This window comes from Pseudoalteromonas obscura (genome assembly GCF_030135505.1).
GTDB classification, from domain to species: domain Bacteria; phylum Pseudomonadota; class Gammaproteobacteria; order Enterobacterales; family Alteromonadaceae; genus Pseudoalteromonas; species Pseudoalteromonas obscura.
The window spans coordinates 93,605-115,002 of sequence record NZ_JASJUT010000014.1; the positions used below are offsets into that span (position 1 = coordinate 93,605).

The 21,398-nt window shown below is 45.1% G+C and carries 16 protein-coding genes; 2 read left to right on the forward strand and 14 right to left on the reverse strand.

Translation table 11 applies throughout. The features are described from left to right. Position 1: 1 nt before the first annotated feature. The 3 genes from QNM18_RS24075 to QNM18_RS24085 form a co-directional block, all read right to left on the reverse strand. Positions 2-5,248 carry a non-ribosomal peptide synthetase gene (locus QNM18_RS24075; RefSeq protein WP_284138650.1) on the reverse strand — a complete coding sequence of 1,749 codons (5,247 nt, stop codon included), beginning with the start codon at positions 5,246-5,248 and terminating at the stop codon, positions 2-4. A gap of 210 nt (positions 5,249-5,458) precedes the next feature. Continuing rightward, positions 5,459-5,659 (reverse strand): MbtH family protein, encoded by a 201-nt coding sequence (locus QNM18_RS24080; protein WP_211012844.1) that lies wholly within the window; start codon positions 5,657-5,659, stop codon positions 5,459-5,461. 56 nt (positions 5,660-5,715) lie between these two features. Beyond that, entirely contained in the window at positions 5,716-8,148 is a 2,433-nt protein-coding gene (locus QNM18_RS24085) for a penicillin acylase family protein (RefSeq protein ID WP_284138651.1), read from the reverse strand. A gap of 282 nt (positions 8,149-8,430) precedes the next feature. On the opposite strand from QNM18_RS24085, the gene QNM18_RS24090 reads away from it, so the two are divergent. Then, positions 8,431-8,952 (forward strand): RNA polymerase sigma factor, encoded by a 522-nt coding sequence (locus QNM18_RS24090; protein ID WP_023401251.1) that lies wholly within the window; start codon positions 8,431-8,433, stop codon positions 8,950-8,952. On the opposite strand, the gene QNM18_RS24095 is transcribed toward QNM18_RS24090, so the two are convergent. Continuing rightward, complete coding sequence (locus QNM18_RS24095; RefSeq protein ID WP_211012846.1) at positions 8,949-9,407, reverse strand: tellurite resistance TerB family protein; 459 nt, start codon at positions 9,405-9,407, stop codon at positions 8,949-8,951. The genes QNM18_RS24090 and QNM18_RS24095 overlap by 4 nt on opposite strands. A 101-nt stretch (positions 9,408-9,508) precedes the next feature. Here QNM18_RS24095 and QNM18_RS24100 point away from each other — a divergent pair, with 101 nt between their 5' ends. Then, positions 9,509-9,850, forward strand: coding sequence for a hypothetical protein (locus QNM18_RS24100; protein ID WP_247687527.1), 342 nt, complete (start codon positions 9,509-9,511; stop codon positions 9,848-9,850). A gap of 49 nt (positions 9,851-9,899) precedes the next feature. Here the strand turns inward: QNM18_RS24100 and QNM18_RS24105 are convergent, their stop codons facing one another. The 10 genes from QNM18_RS24105 to QNM18_RS24150 form a co-directional block, all read right to left on the reverse strand. Further along, positions 9,900-10,502, reverse strand: coding sequence for a hypothetical protein (locus QNM18_RS24105; protein ID WP_284138652.1), 603 nt, complete (start codon positions 10,500-10,502; stop codon positions 9,900-9,902). A 91-nt stretch (positions 10,503-10,593) separates the two neighbouring features. Then, positions 10,594-11,193: a 3-isopropylmalate dehydratase small subunit gene (leuD, locus tag QNM18_RS24110; RefSeq protein WP_284138653.1), complete on the reverse strand. Its 600-nt coding sequence runs from the start codon at positions 11,191-11,193 to the stop codon at positions 10,594-10,596. Continuing rightward, positions 11,190-12,593, reverse strand: coding sequence for a 3-isopropylmalate dehydratase large subunit (gene leuC, locus QNM18_RS24115; RefSeq protein WP_284138654.1), 1,404 nt, complete (start codon positions 12,591-12,593; stop codon positions 11,190-11,192). The genes leuD and leuC overlap by 4 nt, the downstream gene beginning before the upstream one ends. Before the next feature lie 30 nt (positions 12,594-12,623). Then, positions 12,624-13,700: a 3-isopropylmalate dehydrogenase gene (gene leuB / locus QNM18_RS24120; RefSeq protein WP_211012850.1), complete on the reverse strand. Its 1,077-nt coding sequence runs from the start codon at positions 13,698-13,700 to the stop codon at positions 12,624-12,626. Next, a complete protein-coding gene (gene leuA / locus QNM18_RS24125; protein WP_211012851.1) occupies positions 13,697-15,244 on the reverse strand; it encodes a 2-isopropylmalate synthase in 1,548 nt (515 codons plus the stop codon). Before leuA ends, leuB begins: the two co-directional genes overlap by 4 nt. Positions 15,245-15,646: 402 nt before the next feature. Next, a complete protein-coding gene (locus QNM18_RS24130; RefSeq protein WP_284138655.1) occupies positions 15,647-16,357 on the reverse strand; it encodes a PKD domain-containing protein in 711 nt (236 codons plus the stop codon). Between the two features lie 262 nt (positions 16,358-16,619). After that, positions 16,620-17,687, reverse strand: coding sequence for an efflux RND transporter periplasmic adaptor subunit (locus QNM18_RS24135; protein WP_211012853.1), 1,068 nt, complete (start codon positions 17,685-17,687; stop codon positions 16,620-16,622). A 57-nt stretch (positions 17,688-17,744) separates the two neighbouring features. Continuing rightward, complete coding sequence (locus QNM18_RS24140) at positions 17,745-19,223, reverse strand: internalin (RefSeq protein ID WP_211012854.1); 1,479 nt, start codon at positions 19,221-19,223, stop codon at positions 17,745-17,747. 11 nt (positions 19,224-19,234) lie between these two features. Beyond that, positions 19,235-20,107, reverse strand: coding sequence for a GEVED domain-containing protein (locus tag QNM18_RS24145; RefSeq protein ID WP_284138656.1), 873 nt, complete (start codon positions 20,105-20,107; stop codon positions 19,235-19,237). A gap of 10 nt (positions 20,108-20,117) precedes the next feature. Next, the gene (locus QNM18_RS24150) at positions 20,118-21,365 is read right to left on the reverse strand and encodes a hypothetical protein (protein WP_211012856.1); all 1,248 of its coding nucleotides are present in this window, start codon (positions 21,363-21,365) and stop codon (positions 20,118-20,120) included. Positions 21,366-21,398 lie beyond the last annotated feature (33 nt).

Here is a 21,398-nt window from a genome sequence, read left to right on the forward strand (position 1 = left end):
GTTATGATTCTCTTGCTTTTCTTTTACGCGCTGCAATCGCGCCCATGCCGCGTTTTTGTTTCGCGCCAGTTGGTTTATTGGTGGTAACCGAGGCTGATTTAGATTGTGCTCCACCGAGTAACACGGCCAAACTGGCTATACTCGGATGGGCAAACAGCTCCGTCATTTGTAAGTTAGGGTATTGAAGCTTCAACTCTTCATACACGGCCATCAACAGCAGCGAGTGACCGCCAACATCAAAGAAGTTGGCATGCCTGTCGATATCTTCAGTTTTAAGGTGCTTTTGCCAAATATCCGCGATGAGCTGCTCGGTTCCATTCTGGGCAAGCTCGACCTGCTGTGCGGCTCGCGTTACTTTTGGTAACTGCTGACGCTCCAGTTTGCCACTGGCGTTAACTGGGAGTTTTTCTAACACTATGATGTCGCCCGGCACCATGTAGGTTGGCAAGCGCTCACTTAATGCTCTTTTTAGCTTGTCAGCGAATGTGTCATCTGCGAATTTGGCGCTTTGAATATAAGCTATCAATCCTAGGCCATGGGCTTGCTGTTCAGTGACTACGACTGCCATCTCCACCTCAGGCAACTGGCTTAGGTGCTGTTCAATTTCGCCCAGCTCTACTCTAAAGCCACGTACTTTCACCTGATGGTCATTACGACCGTGATACATCAAGTCATTGCCTTGCCAACTGACTAAATCACCCGTGGCATACATACGTGCGCCCTCATCACAGAAAGGATCTGCAATAAAACGCGTGGCCGTCATCTCAGGCTGCGCCCAATAACCGCGCGCTAAAATATCGCCACCAACATACAACTGACCTATTTGCCCGTTGGAAACAACTTCGAGGTTGTCATCCAATACGTAAAGTTTACGCCCCGCCAAAGCATGGCCTAGCGGCACTGATTGACCCTCGCGTGCAGTAAAGTCTTGGCAGGGGTGGATCGCAGCCTCTACCACGATTTCTGTCGGTCCATAAGTGTTTAATAACCGCACATGAGACAAGCCGGTGTTTTGCCAGTCTTGGATCCCCGCGACAGACATGGCTTCACCTCCAGAGTGAACTTGACGTAGTTTTGGCAAGCTCAATGCCGCCTGCTGTGCTTTGCGTGCCCAACTCGCGCTGATGCTGCGCCAATAAGCAGCACTTAAATCCATCACAGCGACATCATGTTTTTGTGCCTGTTGGTAAAGGGTATCGGCATCCCAAAGCGCATCACCACGCAGCAATACTGCACCGCCCACAGCCCAAGTTGGGAATAACTGCTCGACGAATGCATCGAAGTTTGCTGTGGCAAATTGCAATACCACATCATTCGCTTGCAAATTAATAAAGCGCTTAGCTGACTCGATATAGTGCGCAAGTGCACCCAGTTCGATTGCCACACCTTTCGCCTTGCCTGTTGAGCCCGAGGTATAATTTAAATAAGCAGTTTGATTTGCATGATGCTCAACCTCAGGGAGTGATATGTGTTGGTGCTGCTCACTCAAGAGAGTTTGCGGTGATAACAATGCGCCTTCGAAAGCAACCGCCAATTGAACTTCGTCACTGATAATAGCTTGGCAGCCACTGTCATTGAGCATGTGCTGTAATTTATCTGCTGGGAATTGTTTATCCAGTGGCAAATACGCAGCACCTGCTTTCAAGCAGGCTAAGGTGCTCGCCAGCATCAATGGCTTACGGCTTTGCATTACCCCAACCACGGACTCAATGCCTAACCCTTTTTCAATTAAGCCATGAGCCAGACGATTTGACGTATGCTCTAACCATTCAAAGCTGTAGTGTTGGTCATTAAATATCACAGCAGTACGCGTGGGATCTCGCTGTGCAAGATCACTGATATTTTGCAGCCAAGATGTATCCGGTAAGCTAATTCCTTCACCTTGGCCCAACTGTAAGGCAGCTGCTTGTTGAGAGTGAATGGCCAAATTGCCAATTGCGTTGTGTGGCGCAGTCACGATCTCGTTCAATAGCACAACAAATGCCGACGTCACGGCTTGCATATACTCAGTGTTATACAGCGCTGCATTGTACTGAAACTCTAGTATGAGCTCACCGCTATTGAGTAGGCGTGAATCGATGCTTAGATCAAATTGCGCTTGCTCTTGCAGCGCCACCACTTCTTCAACCTCAACACCGGGTAAATCCAGTGCTTGTTGCACATCTTGTTCAAGGTGATTAAACATCACTTGAAACAGTGGATTCTGCCCGAGGCTGCGATCAGGGTTTATCACCTCGACCAGCTTTTCAAATGGCAAGTCCTGATTTTTTTGTGCATTGATGGCATGCACCTTGGTTGCAGACAACACCTCTATAAAACTTTGCTGCGCCGACAGCTCGTTGCGCTGCACCAAGGTATTGATGAAAAAGCCCATCAAAGAGTGCAATTCTGAACTGCGACGGTTGGCAACCGGTACACCGATACGCGGCTTGCTCTTACCAGTGTAGCGGTAGAAAAATACCTGTAAACTACTGAGCAATAACATGAACAAGCTCGCGCCGTGACTATGAGCAAGTGCCTGTAACTTTTCAACTTCTTGATATGATAGCTGCACCGTTTGGCTTTGCATTGGCGCAGGTCCATTCGCTTGCCTTGGATGTTGAGGAACAAGTAACTCTTCATCGTCGTTGCTTTGTAATTGCGCTTGCCAATAGGTCAATTGCTTTTGCGCGTCAACGCTTGTTAGCCACTGCTGCTGCCAAGCAGAAAAATCACCATAATTCACTTTAGAAGATGCTGTTGGCAGTGCTTTACCTTCACACATCAACTGATAGTTACGGCTGATATCAGCCAATACCAAGTCAAAACTCCACGCATCACTGGCAATATGGTGCATAACTAATACCAGCTGATAGCGGTTTTCCGGTTGCTTGACCAGTGCTGTTCTGAAGTTTTCGCCACGCTCAAGTGCAAATGGCTGCTGGTAAAAAGCTTGGCGCCATACACTGGTTTGTGCTGAGTCGTGCTGTTGACTGTGATCGACACACTGCCAATTAAGCGTTTGCGGTGTTACTTGCTGCTGCCACTGGCCGTGCTCATCCTTTCCATATGCGTGGCGCAATACACCTTGCTGCGCTAAAACATGAGCAACTGCGGCTTGTAAGTGCGCTTCATGTATGTCTCCATGTAGCGTTAAGCTTGCGCCAATATGATAGGCGCTGCTCAGCGGCTCAAGCTGCCAAAGGAATAATTGTCTTTGCTGCTGGGCACTGAGTGGATAGGCTTTTTGTGCCAGTGCAGGGATAGCATGTTGCTGCTCACCCGTGGCGATACTGTCACGTACCAATTGGCAGAAATCGCCAAATTTATGCGCTGCAAAAACGGCGGTTGGATCTATTTGGCAATGATACGTTTCCTGCACTTTTGCCAGCAATAAAGCCGCTTTTATTGAACTGCCCCCTAGGGCAAAAAAGTCTATCTCATTGTGATTAACTGGGTAGCGCAGCACGTTTTGCCATATGTCTGCTAAGCCGCGCGCTAGCTCATCCCACTCTGTTTGATCGTCCCCACCGTGGCAAGTTGATAACTGCTGCAAGTGTGCAAGCGTAAAGACGCCATAAGTTGCCAATTTATCGTCGTTCAACAACTTCATACATGCACTGCGCTGCAATTTACCACTTGATGTTTTTGGCAGCCCACCTTGGTCAAGTAGCAATACCAGCTCAGGACAATTTCCAAATTGCTCAATGATAAAGTCTCTGACAATCAGCGCGGTTTGCTCCGCTGGCACCTCATTGCGATACACATTGGCCGTTTCAATCGCAATGCCAATGCCCTCGCCACTTTGTTCACTGGGCACTGGAAAGGCCGACACACGACCCTGGCGCACAAAACTCAACGCATCTTCTATCGCGCGCTCAATATCTTGTGGATATACATTGTGGCCATTCATGATGATCAAATCTTTCTGACGGCCCGATATATATAGCTGCCCAGCGTAAACGTAACCCACGTCACCGGTTCTTAACCAGCGCTTACCAATATGTTCTACAAACGTTTCTTGTGTGGCCTGTTCGTTTCGCCAATAACCTAATGCGATGCTTGGGCCGCTGACCCAGATTTCACCAATTCCGCCTTCTGCAACTTCATCGTAACTCGATGGGCAAGTGATACGTACTTGGTGCTCACTGGCTGCCACACCACAGCTCACTTGATGGCTGTAATCTCGTGTATCTCTGCTATCTTGTGCGTGTTGCAAAATAGCTTTACCTGACGCCAATGAGCGGTTGTCAAACGCCTTGATAACCGCACCTTGAGAGGGAATACTTCCGGTGACAAATAACGTGCCTTCCGCCAAACCATAACAAGGGTACAAGGCACTTGCCTTAAAGCCCAACGGGGCATATTTGTCAGCAAAGTTGAGTAGCGTGTCATGACGAATAGGCTCTGCACCTGAGAAAAATGCACGCAAACTACTGAGATTAAGGTCAGCTACTTGCTTATCTTTGATACGTTCGATGCACAATCGATATGAGAAATCAGGCCCACCACTGATGGTTGCTTGGTACTGATCAATGAGTTGCAACCAACGTGCAGGGCGCTCCATAAAATAACGAGGTGAGCAAAGCACCAACTTATAGCCTGTATAAATTGGCTGTAATAACCCCCCAATGAGACCCATATCATGAAATAGAGGCAACCAACTTACCAATACATCCTGCTCAGTAAGTTGCATCCCCTCGGCAATGGCTTTTTCATTGGCCAGTAAATTGCCATGGCTGACCATCACTCCTTTGGGTTTGGCTGTAGACCCAGAGGTATACTGTAAAAATGCAATTTCGTCAGATTGCGCAGGGTGACGTTCTACCTGTTCTGCTTGTTCACAACACTCGTCAATGACCATCATCTTGCTGCCACTAACCTGCTCCACTAACGCCTCTACAGTCGCGGTGAAACGTGCTGTTGTCAGTACCACTGCGGCTTCTGAATCTTCAGCTATACCTACTGTGCGCGCAATATGCTGTGCTTTGGTCGATTCAGGTGGAAAGCTGGGTATGGCCGTTACACCGAGATATTGGCAGGCTAAAAAGCTCGCCACATACTCAATTCCTGTATCCATCAAGATCAGTGCTCTGTCACCCGCTTTGGCGTGTTTTTGAATATGGCTCGCAACCATAAGGCTATGCGCGTAAAGCTCTCCATAGCTCCATGGCGTGTGTGCTTTTTTATCAACACATACCAGCGCTGTTTTATCCGGCTGATGCGCGGCATGTTGCGCTAAATGATCCATGATGGTAATGGCGGTCATGATTTACTCCATGAGATATAACTAGCTGTGCGCATATTGGTTAATACCCGGTAGCTGAACTGTTGTATGATGCGCTTAAATAGTGATTGTTTCTGAGGTAGAAACTCGCTTGGTGACGATATGAAGCGATAGTGAAATCCAGCCTACCGAGATATGGGTATCCCATGTCACCTAATTGCCAGTTCCAATATCACTTAATAACCTAATTACTTACGCCATCGCTTGGCGCAGACTCAAAGGACGCATATCCGTCCAATGGGTTTTGATATACTCTAGACAAGTTGCTTTATCACCGCTTACGCCCGTGTCTTGCCAGCCACCTGGGATCGTCTTATAACTCGGCCATAAAGAGTATTGTTCTTCGTGGTTAATGATTACTTTAAAAGTGCCGTTTTCGTTGTCAAAACTCATCACATTTTTCCAAAAATTAGACTGTCGCCACTGTGACGCGCGACAGTCTAGGATTTTTAGTCTTTTTTCACGCTAAGTGTGATTTCGCTGACTTTATTTTGCTTGATCTGAGCATCGGTATACGGCAAATCAATTAACCCTTTGCCCGCAGCATAATGATCACTCGCATCTGTGAAGTGCGGCGAGTTTGGATTATTACTCTGCGAATAAGTCAACAGGCCACGTGCTTGTGGTCCATGCTCGTCAAAACCGACAACCATCATCCAGCTAGAACCATAGTTAATAGGGTAACCATCGGTACTTAAACCTGTACTTATTGTCCAGTTTTCATTAAGTACTTCTTTCATTGGCGCAGCATATTGTGGTGCGAACGAGGTTAAATCCATGGCGTTGGTAGTTGAGTAAATATTGAAACCACCACTGTTATGCTCTGCACCTGGCCAAGGAATGCGGCGTTCACCTTTTTGCAAGTACTGTAACTCACCCAATGGCGCATCAATGGCAAAACCTGCATTTTCTAGCTGCTTGCTGGCAGCGAGAAGCTTAACCAGTGTCGACTTTTCTGCTTTAACAATGCTCGGTGTCACGGCTGGGAAGGCAGAATTAAATTGAATTAAAAGATCTTCATCTTCTAATAAACTAAAGAACTCTTTCGCCAGTGGTGCTGATACAGAGTCTGCATTGAATTTACCGTCCCATTTTGCGAATGCCTTACAGGTGGGATCCACAGGCATGCTCAATGTCTCTGTCACGGCGATAGTTTGTCCTGCGTACAAAGCACACGTTGCCATCACAGTTGGTTTATACAACTCAAATGATGCACTAGTACCCGTTACAATGTTTTCCAACTCGTGGCGGTCAAACTTACCATCGGCACCTCGTGCAAAGCGCATCAAGTTTAAATTGTAGCGAGTACGACGAGTTTGCTTGTAATCAACGTGACCGTACAGTGGAGAATAACCTCTGAGCTTTTCCTTTAGGTTTGTCAGCCAGTATGAGTTATTGGCATTGAGTACATAGTCGTTGCGGCGCAACTTAGGCGCACGCTCGTAAGGAACTTCTTGCTGATATACTAATGCACTGCTGGTCCCCGGTAGTACAGCCAAACGGGTTTTCTTATACACTTCAGAAATCACAGGATGTGAGCGCAGTAGCTCTTCACCCACCGCAGGCAGATCAGGTACATTAGAATCATCGATATAAAATACTTCGCCGTGTTTATCTGCCACGAGTGTGTTGTTAAATGCCAAACCATCTAGTGTTTTGAATGTATCGATAAACTCATCAAGATTTGATGCACGATTCATAGCCAACCAGTGATCTATCCCCTCCAAATTATTGAGGTTAGTATCGCGTACTACATAGGCATTTTTGCTATCCCATTTAAAGTTTTGCTGATCTTCAAGAACATAGCCAATTGGCGTAGTGAAGTAATCTTTTTTCATGGTTAACACACCCATCGGCGTCAACACTTCTACATTGACCTGCTGCTTTTCAATATCGACCCACTGACCATCAAATTTGTATTGCAGCGGGTTTGCAGGATTTAACTCTAGCTGATAAATGACTTCATGTCGGGCTGAAGAGTAAGTGTGGGTCCATGCCAAATCTTGATTGAAACCAATATTGACGATACCAGGCACGCCAACCACTGAGGCACCCATGGTACTAAAGTCCCCCTCAACACTTGCATGGTTCGCCCAAAATCGTAAATTACCGTTAAATGGGAAGTGTGGGTTTGCCAAAAGCAAGCCGCGACCATTCTCTGTCACTTCATGACCCATTGCCCAACCATTTGAACCCTGTGTTAGCTGTTTTGGTTGGTAGTTGGTATTGCTTGCCATGAGCCATGGCTGTGATTGCTTGCTCTCCTGCTTGGCGATAGTTGGCAGCCACTCGTTACCAGTACCCGGATTCGCCTGTAAGATTTGCACTAACAAGCGGCCAATGCTGTTTTGTACCGCAGAGGCTAATACGGATGCAACCACATCAACACCGCTGATAGGTTTTACCCAAGCTTGGCCACTACAGGCTGGTGCCAATGTAGCTTTACCTGAATTCACATCTTGTAAATACTGGTTATAACCTGCTGCAAATCCATCTGCTAACGCACGAGTATCTGCCGACAGGTTGGTATATTCCCGCTCCACTCGACCATGTAAATCAATAATTTTATAGCCTAAATCTAGGCTTACAAAAAAGTTGTCCTGACCGTTTTTATGTGGTCCTAGGTACTTGGCGCGCTCACCTTTTACACGTACATAACCATCCGCCAAAATACATGCATGATCTTGTGCCTGTGCGTAGGCATTACCATAGCCTAAACCAAATAGAGATTTAGCTTGAATGTGCGGAACACCGTGCTGGGTGCGCGTAATTTTAACATCCTCGCTCAAGCTCATCGTCGAAGTACTTTCGTGAGCAGAGATATGACCGCCTGCTAAGGTGCAAGCAGCCATAACAGGTATTAATGTAGATTTTAACTTCATAACTTTCCTTCAGTTCTTAATCACGGTTAAAAATTTAATGCCGTGCACCCAAGACGAATAAAACCGCAAAAAACCAAAGAAAATAACAAAACCAATTATTGCATTTTTGATAACGAAAGTTGCTAGAACCACCACTTCTTTGCTCTGTGGTTAATTTGCTTTTAATTAGTAAAACCACACAAAAGACTTGACTGCTAATAGAAGATCAAAATAACATAATAGTGATAATTATTCGCATTATCTATTACGGATAAACTTTTAGGACAAATAGGAGTAAATACAGTGCAGCTGTGCAACAAGTGGTCTAAAGTGATTGCTGAGAATGAAGCGAAATTATTGGCTTATTTGAACAATATCCTACGCTGCCCATATCTGGCTGAGGACGCTTTACAGGATACTTTTCTACGCTTATCCGGTATGTCAAAGTGCCAAGATTGCCAAGTGAAAAACACCAAAAGCTATTGCTATCAAGTTGCTAGAAACATCGCGATTGATATGATCCGTAAGCAAAATCGCGAATCCCTTGTCGATTTAGAGTCTATTCAAACAGAGCAGTTTGACGACGAAAGTTCAAATATCGAAGAAAAATATATCGATGCACAACTGTCAGATAAAGTGAATAACACCATTGGCAAGCTATCTAAACGCCACCAAAACGTTGTCAGCTTTTACCGCGATGGCCGTTTAAAGCAAAAAGAAATCGCCAAGATGTACCACATCTCTCCAACCTTGGTGAATTTTATGATCAAAGAGGCAATTCAATCTTGTCAAAATGAACTTAAAGCAGGGGCAGTGACGCACTAATCTGCCAAACCTAACACTTCTTTGACATTGAGCTTGGCGGCGATAAAGTCGCCATGCGCAACATACATAAGGCCTGCTAACTTGCGCACAGTGTAATCTTCTTGCGGGTCTAATTTGCCGTCAGCAAAGGCAACCATCCAAAGTAACTCAATGACTTCAATGCGCTCCTCTTCATCGGTGTGGTCATTAACTACTTTGACAAATCGATGTAGATCTATCGCGTCATCAACCAATCGCTGAGCTTCAGTACGAATAAGTTCACTGCTTTGCTCAGATAGTTGGCAGTGTTGTCGCAATAGTTTTGCAATCATTGTGAGCTCGTCAGGCGCGATTTCGTTATCCGCTCTCATTACCTCAACCATCAATGCGCCCAATGCAGTGGCAAAGTCCAGCGGAGCTTGTGCCTGTGATTGTGTGTCTAGGCTTGCCAAAAATAATCGTATACGTTCTAACAATTGTCGCCCCTTTTGATACAATTAGGAGATTAATACCTGATAATTGGTTTCATGTAGTTATGCCGTTTCTAACCTCAGTAGTGAGAAAAAAAACAGTGAGAATGCTTTCAATTGCCTCATTGGTCCTGCTCAGTGCATGTAGCTTCACACCGAATAAAATAGGCGTCACAGAAAAATACTATGACTTTGATCATAAAGTACATTACGAACAAATAAAGTATAGCGATGACCATTATTATTTACAGATAAAAGCAGATTCTTACGCCCATTTTTTGCAACAAAGTGTGTTTTTATTACGCCACAGCCAGTCCCTCTGCCAAGGTGTGAAACCGCAGCTATTATTGCATGGAGGCGTACAAAGCTTTGATCGTCTACCGACTTTTCCTCGCCCCTATCAGCCTGATCTCCGCGTAGAAGTAAAGTGCGTAAAAGAACAGCAATAACGTGCAACGTGCCAGTATAAGTAAACTTTATACTGGCATTATTTGGAGCTTAATCTTGGTAGCCCCAAGGCGCTTTTGGTGCTTTGACTGGTTTAGTTAGATCAAAGTCAACTCTAAATTCACGACCCTCACGTACCAAACGGTATGTGAACTTATCTTCATAGATAAACATTTGCCACGTATTGCCAGCGGACTGAGGTATCTGATGAGCAATAAAAAGTTCTTTAGAGTACTGATCTGCAGGGAATGATTGCACATTGTTAAATCCAGCGTCTACCGTGTGACCACCGTACATTGTCGACTTATCATCACTGCCGTCTTTGTGACGGTGGTCGTGCTTTAAGCTTAAACCGCTTCCCGTTTTCGTAATGATCCAAGTACGTGACGCATCTTTACCCACATGAAATGGCACTTGCAACTCGCGCTCATTGCAACGACGCACATGCATTACCAAACGCGCTTCACTAAATGCACTCGGGCCTTGGTTATCAAGCGTGACTTTGCCTTCGTATGCTTTTCCACAATGTGCTTTGATCTTGTCAAAAAAAGCATCGTGAGTAGGGATAGATACTAAAGGCGCAGGGCGTGCAACGGCTGCACTACTAGCAAACATGGTTGCGGCAACCAGCAAAGAAGCAGAAAGCTTGTTCATTATTGTGTTCCTGAATATGAAAAGCCAAAGGCTAGAATGCCTTTGGCTTAATGGCAAAAAAATGCGACGGTTGGCGTCGTGGACAGAAAATTTATTGCCAGGGTCGATTGGCATTAAGTTGCTGCTCAAACGCATCAATATGACGATTAAGCTGCTCAGTTTCCCCAATAAAATCTAACCCACTCAACAATCTCGCTTTAATATCTGAGCGCACTTCGAATGTGATATCTGCAAAATAATCGCTGCGAATAACCTGCTGTGCCAAATCTATTTCAATCTTCACTTGTGGCTGGCGCTCACATACTGCAAATAAACTATCGAGTATGTCGGTGCCAAGTGCAATGCACAACATCTGGTTATTGCCGCAGTTGTTGAAAAAGATATCGGCAAAACTCTCCGCTAAGATCACGCTAAAACCATATTGCTTCAATGCCCACGGCGCATGCTCTCGCGATGAACCACAACCAAAATTATCGCGTGTTAGTAAGACGGTTGCACCTTGATACTGTGCGTAGTTCAAGACAAAACTCGGATCAGGTTCCCCACTGTCTAGGTATCGCCAGTCATAAAATAACGCTTTATCAAAACCATCTCGACTAGTCGACGTTAAAAACTGCTTTGGGATGATTTGATCTGTATCCACATTGTTTTTATCTAGTGGTGCCATTAATCCGCTGTGGTATACACTCATGCCTGCGCTCCTCGGATATCGGTAAATCGACCTGCAATCGCGGCCGCTGCGGCCATCGCTGGACTAACTAAATGGGTGCGCCCACCGCGACCTTGGCGCCCTTCAAAATTGCGGTTCGATGTAGATGCACAGCGCTTGCCTGCCCCTAATCTATCATCATTCATGGCAAGGCACATAGAACAGCCAGGCTCGCGCCATTCAAATCCTGCGGCGACAAAAATCTCCGCTAGACCTTCTTGTTCCGCCTGCTGCTTCACTAATCCAGACCCTGGTACGATAAGCGCTTCAACGCCTTGTGCTACTTTTTTACCCTCAACAATTTTTGCCGCTGCGCGTAAATCTTCAATACGACTATTCGTACACGAACCGATAAATACCGTATCTACCTTGGCATCAGACAAACGCTGTCCCGCTTCAAGTCCCATATATTTCAATGCAGAACGCATTGAATCAGCTTTAATTAGGTCCTGTTCTTCATCAGGGTTTGGGATCGGTTCATCAATACCGATGACTTGCTCAGGGCTTGTTCCCCATGTGACCTGCGGCTGAATGTCTTCAGCATCCATTTCGACTACACGGTCAAACGACGCACCGTCATCCGAGTGTAATGTTTTCCAATAAACGACGGCCTGCTCGAAATCTTCTCCTTTCGGCGCAAAAGGCCTGCCTTCAAGATAGGCGTAGGTAATCTCATCCGGCGCAATCAAGCCCGCTTTGGCACCCATCTCGATACTCATGTTACACAGCGTCATGCGTGATTCCATGGACAGCGCTTCAATGGCAGTACCGCAAAACTCAGCAACATAGCCTGTACCACCTGCTGTACCGAGCTCACCAATCACTGCCATAATCAAATCTTTCGCCGTAACCGTTGGACGAAGCTGACCATTAATTTGAATTTTAAGCGACTTAGCTTTTTTCTGTTGCAGCGTCTGAGTCGCCAATACATGCTCCACTTCAGATGTACCAATGCCATGTGCTAATGCCCCAAAAGCGCCATGGGTGGAGGTATGACTATCACCACATACTATCGTAGTACCAGGTAAAGTGATCCCTTGCTCAGGGCCCATTACATGGACAATACCTTGATTGATAGAATCGAGATCATAGAGTTGAACACCAAACTCAGCACAGTTATTTGCCAGTGCCTGAAGCTGGTTTTTACTCACTTCGCTGGCCGCATCAATAGAACGGCTTTTGGTAGACACATTGTGGTCCATGGTTGCAAAGGTTTTTTCTGGACAGCGCACTTGACGGTTTTTCTCTCGCAACCCAGCAAACGCTTGCGGTGATGTGACCTCATGCACCAAGTGTCTGTCGATATATAGTAAGTCTGTTTGTTCATTGATTTGGGCAACCACGTGAGATTGCCAAATTTTATCGTATAAAGTCTGTGCCACTTGCTACATCCTTCCTTTAAACACGAACTATTAAATGCGATCTACGATCGCCTGAGCCACATCTAACGTGGTATAAGCTGCTTGCGGGTATATATCTGGTGTCCCAATCCCCTGTGCAACAGCTTCAGCCACCGCTTTTTCGATGCGTCGAGCGGCTTCATCCTCACCTAGGGAATAGCGCAACATCAATGCTGCGCTGAGGATTTGTGCAATTGGGTTAGCAATGCCTTTACCTGCAATATCCGGGGCAGAACCACCAGCAGGCTCATATAAACCGAACCCCGATTGGTTGAGGCTTGCCGAAGGTAAAAGACCCATGGAACCTGTGATCATGGCGCACTCATCAGACAAAATATCTCCAAATAAGTTGTCGCAAAGTAGCACATCAAATTGACTTGGCTGTTTCACTAATTGCATTGCCGCGTTATCAATATAAATGTGTTCCAGAGTTACATCTGGATAGTCTTGGCTGACTTCTATTACTACCTCACGCCAAAGTACACTCGATGCCAGTACATTTGACTTGTCAACCGATGTGACGTGATTGTTGCGCAACCGCGCAGCATCAAAAGCAAAGCGAGCGATCCGCTCAATCTCTTTGCGACTGTATTTTTGCGTGTCGAAGGCAAATTCATTTTCACCGCTGCCATCTCGACCTTTTTCACCAAAATAGATGCCGCCAGTTAGCTCGCGTACACATAAAATGTCAAAACCCTGTGCGCTGATATCTGCACGCAGCGGAGAAGACGCACTCAATGCAGGTAGCAGCTGGGCAGGTCTAAGGTTGCAAAATAGACCAAAGTGCTTTCTCAATGGCAACAAAGATGCACGCTCAGGTTGCTGCTCTGGTGGCAGATCTGCCCATTTTGGGCCACCAACTGAGCCAAATAAAATAGCGTCCGCCTGCTCGCATGCCGCCAGTGTATGCGCTGGCAGAGCCTGTCCAAATTCGTCGATGGCCGCACCACCAATTGCCTGATGAACCAAGTCTAAATTAAATGCAAATTCTTCACTGACGCGCTCAAGCACGCGCTGCGCAGCCGCCATCACTTCTGGACCAATGCCATCTCCTGCCAATACAGCAACTTGATAACTTTTTTGATTCATCCTGCTTTCCTTTGTTGTTTAAGATCAGACACCTTTCGTGCCCTATCAATTAAATTGTAAACGCGGATCATTGCTCGAGCTGATGCTTCGACAACATCCGCCGCTAGGCCTGCACCGTGATACTGGCGACCGTCACATTTCGCGATAATATTTACTTGACCAAGCGAACTTGCACCTTGACCTGTGGCTTCCAAGTTGTATTCAATCATTTCGACTGCTTGACCTGTGATACGCTCTATTGCCAAAAACGCAGCCTCAACGGGACCATTACCGGTTGCCGCTTCTTGCACTAAGTCACCACCTAAGCTCATGCCCACAGTTGCACTGGCAATTGACTGAGAGTTTGATGATGCATTGACAAACTGCAATTGATAGAACTCATCTGGTTCCGCAATTTGATTAAAGTAGATCATGGCTTCTAGGTCATAGTCGTAGACTGTGCCTTTTTGGTCTGCAAGCTCTAAAAAGCTGCTGTACAACTGGTCCATATCATAATCTTCAGCTTGATAACCAAGCTCTGATAAACGATGTTCAATCACATGACGGCCAGAACGTGACGTCATATTCAATTGATTGTTAGGCACGCCAACCATTTCAGGCGCCATAATTTCATAGGTATTTTGCGCTTTTAAAACACCGTCTTGGTGAATACCAGAGCTATGTGCAAACGCATTTTCACCAACAATGGCTTTATTTGGTTGCACTGGCATATTGCAAATTGTTGCCACTTGGCGTGAGGCGCGATAAATTTCTTCAGTGCGAATATCGGTATGTACTTTTAGATGATCCTCACGCATTTTCATGATCATGGCGACTTCTTCCAATGAGCAATTTCCCGCGCGCTCTCCAATGCCATTGATTGTACACTCGATCTGTCTTGCCCCCGCCTGCACAGCGGCGATAGAGTTAGAAACCGCTAAACCAAGGTCGTTATGACAGTGCACACTCAACCTTGCTTTATCAATGTTTGGTACTGTGTTGCGCAAGTGATGAATAATAGCCGCGTACTCATCTGGCGTCGTATAACCAACGGTGTCTGGGATATTTATTGTTGTCGCCCCAGCTGAAATTGCACGCTCTACAACTTTGCATAGATCAGCGTATGGCGTACGGCCAGCATCTTCACAAGAAAATTCAACATCATCGGTGTACTGCAATGCTTGTTTTATAGAGCGCTCAGCCATTTCGATAACATCGTCAAGGGACTTACGTAACTTGTGCTCTAAATGCAAAGGGCTGGTGGCAATAAACGTATGAATACGCCCTCGTTCAGCCCCTTTTAATGCGAGTCCACAGGCCTCAATGTCTTTTGGCATAGCACGGGCTAAACCACAAATAATGGGTCCCTTTACCTCTTGAGCAATGCGTTGTACCGCTCTGAAATCAGCAGGACTCGACACGGGAAACCCCACTTCCATCACATCAACGTTAAGTCGACTTATGGTGTGTGCCAGCTGAATCTTATCTTCTTCGGTCAAGCTTGCTTTTAGAGCTTGCTCTCCATCTCTTAACGTTGTATCAAAAATCCAAACCTTGTCCTGCATTCCTATTTCCTCGCTTGCGCAAAATAAAAAACCCCGCTCGTTGGCGGGGTTTGCTATTTGGTTGCTCAAAACACGCAACTAAGCCCCGCCCTTACCTACAATAATCAGTAAGAGGTTAAGCAAAGTTGTCAGTAACATGATGTTTTTCATTTAGAGCAATCGTACCTGTTGATGTATTAAATATGTTTTAACATGCCTAAAAAGCTCAGATCAAGCATAAAAATTTCAACAAACCAAGTAAAACACCTAAAACAAAAAACAAAATCACCCAATAAAACCGCAAAAATGATTAAATAATGCAGGTAATGACCTTTTGGACCTGTGCTTTACTACAAAATCACGTCACATCTGAATTAAATTTTGTACGTAAAAAAACCGCCAGTTAGGGCGGTTTTTTTGTTTTTACTTACGTCTTCGACTGATTAAACACAGCAGCCCAAATAAGCTCACAATACCTAAACTCCCGCCTCCACCACTGTCTCCTTCCCCATGGTTTGGTGTCTTGTCACTATTGTCAGGTGCTTTATTGCCATTATCTGGTGGTGTGACGTTGTTACCATCATCAGGATCTGTCCCTTTATTTCCATCATCTGGGTCAGTACCATCGCCCGGATCTATGTTGTCGCTTTCTTGAACTACCTCTAGCTCAATCTCTGTCGACTTTACAATAGTCGCGCCCCAAAGTGCATGGAGCTTCAACATATGCTTACCTGATCTCTCAAATACATGTTCTAGGACAGCTTCTTGTACGGCATCACCGAGTGATTCCTCATCTAAAAACCATTGATATTTGAGCATCTCTATAGGCTCGCTGGTTGTTAACAGTGCGGATATCTCGGTGCCTTGTTTGGCAATTATTTGCGATGGCAAAGCAATTTCCAGCGCTACTATCTTCGGCGTTACCAGATCGACAATTTGCTCGCTTTCCATCACCAAAATGCCATTTTGATAGACTTCTCTCTTAACGGTATAAATTCCAGCAGCGTTATACTGGTGTTCCGGTTCTGCAAGATAGGAGATCGTACCATCACCAAAGTCCCAAAAGTAATCAAGCTGTGCAGCACTTAAATAGGAGGCGAACATGAACAGTAAAATAGGTAATAGCTTTTTCATATCAGTTCCTTGATATATGTATTTTTAGCGGTGCAGTTGATAAGTTGAGTGTATCTTAGCTCCTACGCAAAAGTTAACAAAACATTACGAGAAAAGCACATAAGTAACTAAAATATCCTTTATAATCATTTTTTTGTCTTAACACTCCAAAAGTTAGTACGTATATAGAAAAAGACGTCCCTTCGGTAATCCTCAGCATGTTATCCAGCCTAATTGAAGAGACACAAAGATCAGCCTTAAGGCCAATCTTAAAGTGCTACGTTTAAAGGCTGCTGCATTCTACTAACCAAGGTTTCGAAAAACAGCGAGATTTAAGTAACTCGGCATCAGCAAGCTTTGCCTGCGCCTGTTCATAACGAAGCTTTGCCAGTTCATATTCAGATTCCGTTGCTACTTGTAAAAATGCCTTAGTGCGTTCCAAGTCACGCACTGCCTGACCATAGTGACTGTCAGCGCTGCGCCAAATGGTGTCATATCCACTACTCTGTGACGCTACCCAATCCTGCGCGCCGTAATGACCAGAATCTCGAAAGCCTTTCACGACAAAACTGCGAGGTACTTTATCCAGTGCAGCCAAATCTTTCACCAACCCATTACTATCAAAACTATACGCAACCAATTCATGTAGAGTTTCTAGGCAAGGACCTATGTTGCTCCCCCGGCAGTAGGTTGGACGTTCATTTAACTGCTTTTGTAGCTTTTCAGGTAACGGTCCATTAGAGTTAACATCAACACTGAATACTGCATTCTCGGCATACTTTTCGATTTCTTTTACCTTAGTGATGGTTTTTTTGAAAAACAGCAAACGAATTTTTATCTTGATCACAAAGCGTTTGTAATCTTCTACGGTTTTAAAGTGCAGGCGAGTATTTACGAATAAATCTCGACCATAATTCACTTGATAAATAAAACTGTGCCCGCAGCTGCCAATATCCACGCCATCGATCAGCGCTCGCTCTTCGAGCGTGCTGTATCCTTCGTTAAATTTCAAATGCAGCTGTGAAGTCAAAGACAAACTATCCGTCGCATTACGGTGTGTCATGGATGTCGATACACTACCGGCAACAATGAATAAGTTTATTCCACCGTGCACTTCACCAAATGTACGGCGACGAATTAAAGTTTCATCCACTCTTTGAAAGTAATTTAGACTGCCTGAGAGGCTGGAATGATATTGAACATCTCCTTGCAAACAAGGTTGTTCAATTGTGTGTGTATTTAAATTAAAGGCCTTTCCTAAGTCCGCTGTTTTTGCTTTTTCACTGTAATACACCTTGCCATGAGCAACACAAGACAACAACGTGGCAAAGGCTGCCAAGTAAATTTTCATATCCGCTCCTTGAAATAGGCCGCATCGACCTGATAGTACTATGCGGCCAAACTCAGGTTATTGAGCAAAGGCGTTGCCATAGGTGCTCAATGCGCCTTCACATAAACGCCAATTTAAAATGCCACGCGCAGGCGCTGTAACATCAATAAAAGTTGGTGCCCATCTTAAGTTACGGAATCGCGCACTTTCCTCTTCTGTGACCACTCCCGCTCTGACAGCTTCTTGTCTAGCTAACTCACACTGCTTCCAGTCTTGTTTATCAGTGCTAGGCAGCTGAAGATCCGTGACGTTATAACTAGCCGGGCACGCTTTACCGCGCTCAACACACGCACTTTTCATCTCTTGTACTTTGTTTTCACACGCATAACCAAATGGGTTATCACGACAGAACTGTGCCGCATTAAAGAAGAACCATGCATTGTCATAGGCAAGGTTTTTGATCCGCTCGACTGCAATTCGCTGCTGCTCAGGAAGATATGCATAATAGCTGTTGAGCAACTTGTCAGCACGCTGCTCATCGAGAATGGCTTGCTTAAAGTCATCTTCAAGCTCACTGATCAACCATTTGGTTGCATTGCGTACAATTTGATACTCAGGAACTAAACTGCGTAACGCCAGCGAAGAGTTTTCGTAACGTGTCGTATAGTAACGAACAACATTGTAGTCACTTAAACTATTTAACTGCGAATTAAATCCGGTTTTCGCGTACTTGACCGCTTCATAGAACATATCAAAACACGGTTTAGGGTTGTCCAGTGAGCAGGTAATGATATTATTTGGAATAATGCTCAGTAGCTGTTTAGGATCACCACCTTGTTGTACTGCACGAACCGTTATTTTTACCGAAGATTTGGTTTCGTCCTTTAAGTATCTAAGCTGCCCACCCACGTTGAACACACCACCGTATAAATCGACATCTAAATAACCGCCAATATCTGATTTGTCCTTGTTACTGCCATAATCAATCTTGAGGTTTACGAGAACGTTTGCGCCGTATTCAACACCCGTTACAAACTCATCACCCACCAAAGTTTGTAATTTAGTTTGATGGTTATTGGCAATATCTTGGCCCACTTGTGATAGAACATAGCCTTGGTTTTGGCTTTTTGGCAAAAATAGACGCTTTTTGGGCGTGCTTGCGGCACTGAATGTATAGGAGCTCGAATAAGTACTAGAGGCCATTTCTTTTGCCAAAGAAGCGCCTGCAGACACACGTACTACTGGAAAATTCACATCAACATCAACACTGCCATTTAAGGTATTGAGCATGTCGTCATAGCTCATATCAATGCCAGTTTTAAATTTTAGCTCTGTATTACCAAACGTTTCATCAATTACACCTGCTACAGGCTGCACATTTAAAAAGCGCTTTTTTTGGCTATCATATGCAGTGCCAATAGCAACATGGTCGTTTATCAATCCCGAGATAACCGACCCTGACAGATTTGAGTTTGAAACGTCGGTTGCTTCACTTTGCGCTGCCAAACTTTGTCCAGTTAGTGCCAACGCAACAACTGATAAATAAATAGGTTTCATATCATCTTTCCTTAACGAACTGTGATCAGGTAGTCTTCAACTTCGCCATACTGAATACGTCGACAAGCATTATCGGAACCACCACCAGCATCTAATGCGACCCGCATCAAGGTCACGCCCTCTGGGACATCCTTTGGCACATTAAACACAAACTGGAATACCCCATCAGACGCAGATGAATGCATTAATTCATTGTTGTCGAATTCACCATTGTGGTTCCAATCAGCCCAAAGCCTAACTGCAACATAAGAAGGGTACTCAGGAATGACATTGCCAGGTATGACGGTTACTTTTACCGCCCGGTTTGCAGGCAATGTCACGACTTTTCCTGATACCACAGTGTGCTCGTGAGAGCCTGACATATGCTCAAACTCTTCAATTTTGACACCTTCAATCCACTCCCACTCACTACCAAAGCTGGTATTTGCGCAGTATTTGTGTTTTAAAACCGCTGTTTTTAAAGCCACCGCCTGATACTCTGGCGGCATCAGTGTGCATGCTTGGTTTTCGCTGGTTCCTGCCGTCCACTCATAGGGGTTAGTAAAGTCTTCGTTGGCAAAGGTCACATACTGCGCTTGGCCCGCGGCAACCTTGGTTTGAGATAGCCATAGCTGTTGCAGCTGTTGAAGCTTTTGTTCTTTAGGAATGATCTCTCTGGTATCAAACATTTGTTCCCACATTTCAACCAACAGACCGTCATAGCACTTTTTCATCCAAGCAAACCGGCCTTGGGCCTCCGAGGTTGTGAGCATATCGCCCAACTCACTGTACTTGGCATTTTCAATGAGTTCGTCCGCAGGAGTTTGCGCTTGTACACTTGCTGCGAGCAACGATGAAGCAAGCGCAATTGAAGAAACATAATTGCTCTTAGTTAGCTTTTTCATAATGGTGTCCTTACTTTAATACATCGCTGATCGCACTATAATCTCTATAGTAAGCGAGATTGCCTGACTCATAGTCGATGCAATAATTGCCCTCGGGATTGCGCTCGCAATAATCAACCATATCTGCAAACAAGTTTGCGTTTGCACGGCTTGAGCTCTCGATTTGCTGGAGTTGATTTAATTGTTCTGGCGAGAATTGGGCAGCGTAATAACGCTGTAGATTTTTCGCTCTGCGATAGGTCAGGCGCTCTTCTATCCAACGTGCTGTCAATTCTTTTATCACCAACTTCGTTAGGTAGTTTACTGGCGTATAGCCCGCGTCGGGGATCAACTGCTGCAGCGCAGCACCAGAATCTAAGTACTTAGTGATATAGCTTTCAGTGATGTTGTAATCATCTAAAGAGTCAAACTGATTAATGTAGTCAGTTTTTAAGTAGTTGACCGCCGCTTCAAATAGGTTGAAACACGGTTCAGGGTTGAGCAGCGTACAGCGCATGATGCCATTTGGAATGATATTGAGTAATCGGTTAGGATCTCCACCACTTTGGTAGCCACTGATAGAGATTTTGACCGATTGACGTTTTTCTTCATCAATTTTTTGTAGCTGTCCATCTACCTTAACTTTGCCGATCCAATCAACACTCAGATAACCGCCAATCTTTCGCTTATCTTGCTCATTGCGATATTCTATCTTCATGTTGATAACAACATTTGACCCATATGCAAAACCTTGCACAAAACCATCACCCAAGTTGGCCGCTTTGTTTCCAGGATAAGCCTGAGCTAACTCTTTGGCTGCTTGCGTCGGTTGATAGCCAGCATCGCCGGTCGGCATCAAAATACGAGACTTAGGCTTTACGGATGAATAGACACTGTAAGTGCCCGTATATCTATCAGCACTGATATCTTTTGCGTAATTTGCCCCAGCGTCAACGCGTACAGCGGGGAACTTAAAGCCCGCATCCACTTTACCATCGATCAGTTTAAGTGCCTGTTCATAACTCAGATCAACACCGACTCTAAAGTCAATATTGGTATTTCCAAGGTGTTCAACTGCGACTCCTTGAACTGACTGAAGGCCTAATAAAACATCCCCTTTACTTTGATATGCCGTTCCGAGCGGTACTAGATCTATGCTCTTTGCCTCGCCAGACAACGCCTTCAATTCACTTAAAGTCTTTGGGGTTTCAGATATTTGAGCAGTGGCTGGAACTGCTGACAAAGCCAGCGCAAGGCTAATGAAATTGTATTTTTTCATTTGTTTTCACTCCGTGAAGAGGCCTGAATAAGG

Excerpts from the sequence above, each read along its gene's own strand:
- QNM18_RS24075 (WP_284138650.1), bottom strand. The coding sequence starts at position 5,248 with ATGACCGCCATTACCATCATGGATCATTTAGCGCAACATGCCGCGCAT.
- QNM18_RS24105 (WP_284138652.1), bottom strand. The coding sequence starts at position 10,502 with ATGAACAAGCTTTCTGCTTCTTTGCTGGTTGCCGCAACCATGTTTGCT.
- leuA (WP_211012851.1), bottom strand. The coding sequence starts at position 15,244 with ATGCAGGACAAGGTTTGGATTTTTGATACAACGTTAAGAGATGGAGAG.
- leuB (WP_211012850.1), bottom strand. The coding sequence starts at position 13,700 with ATGAATCAAAAAAGTTATCAAGTTGCTGTATTGGCAGGAGATGGCATT.
- QNM18_RS24085 (WP_284138651.1), bottom strand. The coding sequence starts at position 8,148 with ATGAAGTTAAAATCTACATTAATACCTGTTATGGCTGCTTGCACCTTA.
- QNM18_RS24080 (WP_211012844.1), bottom strand. The coding sequence starts at position 5,659 with ATGAGTTTTGACAACGAAAACGGCACTTTTAAAGTAATCATTAACCAC.
- QNM18_RS24140 (WP_211012854.1), bottom strand. The coding sequence starts at position 19,223 with ATGAAACCTATTTATTTATCAGTTGTTGCGTTGGCACTAACTGGACAA.
- leuD (WP_284138653.1), bottom strand. The coding sequence starts at position 11,193 with ATGAGTGTATACCACAGCGGATTAATGGCACCACTAGATAAAAACAAT.
- QNM18_RS24145 (WP_284138656.1), bottom strand. The coding sequence starts at position 20,107 with ATGAAAAAGCTAACTAAGAGCAATTATGTTTCTTCAATTGCGCTTGCT.
- QNM18_RS24100 (WP_247687527.1), top strand. The coding sequence starts at position 9,509 with ATGCTTTCAATTGCCTCATTGGTCCTGCTCAGTGCATGTAGCTTCACA.
- QNM18_RS24130 (WP_284138655.1), bottom strand. The coding sequence starts at position 16,357 with ATGAAAAAGCTATTACCTATTTTACTGTTCATGTTCGCCTCCTATTTA.
- QNM18_RS24150 (WP_211012856.1), bottom strand. The coding sequence starts at position 21,365 with ATGAAAAAATACAATTTCATTAGCCTTGCGCTGGCTTTGTCAGCAGTT.
- QNM18_RS24135 (WP_211012853.1), bottom strand. The coding sequence starts at position 17,687 with ATGAAAATTTACTTGGCAGCCTTTGCCACGTTGTTGTCTTGTGTTGCT.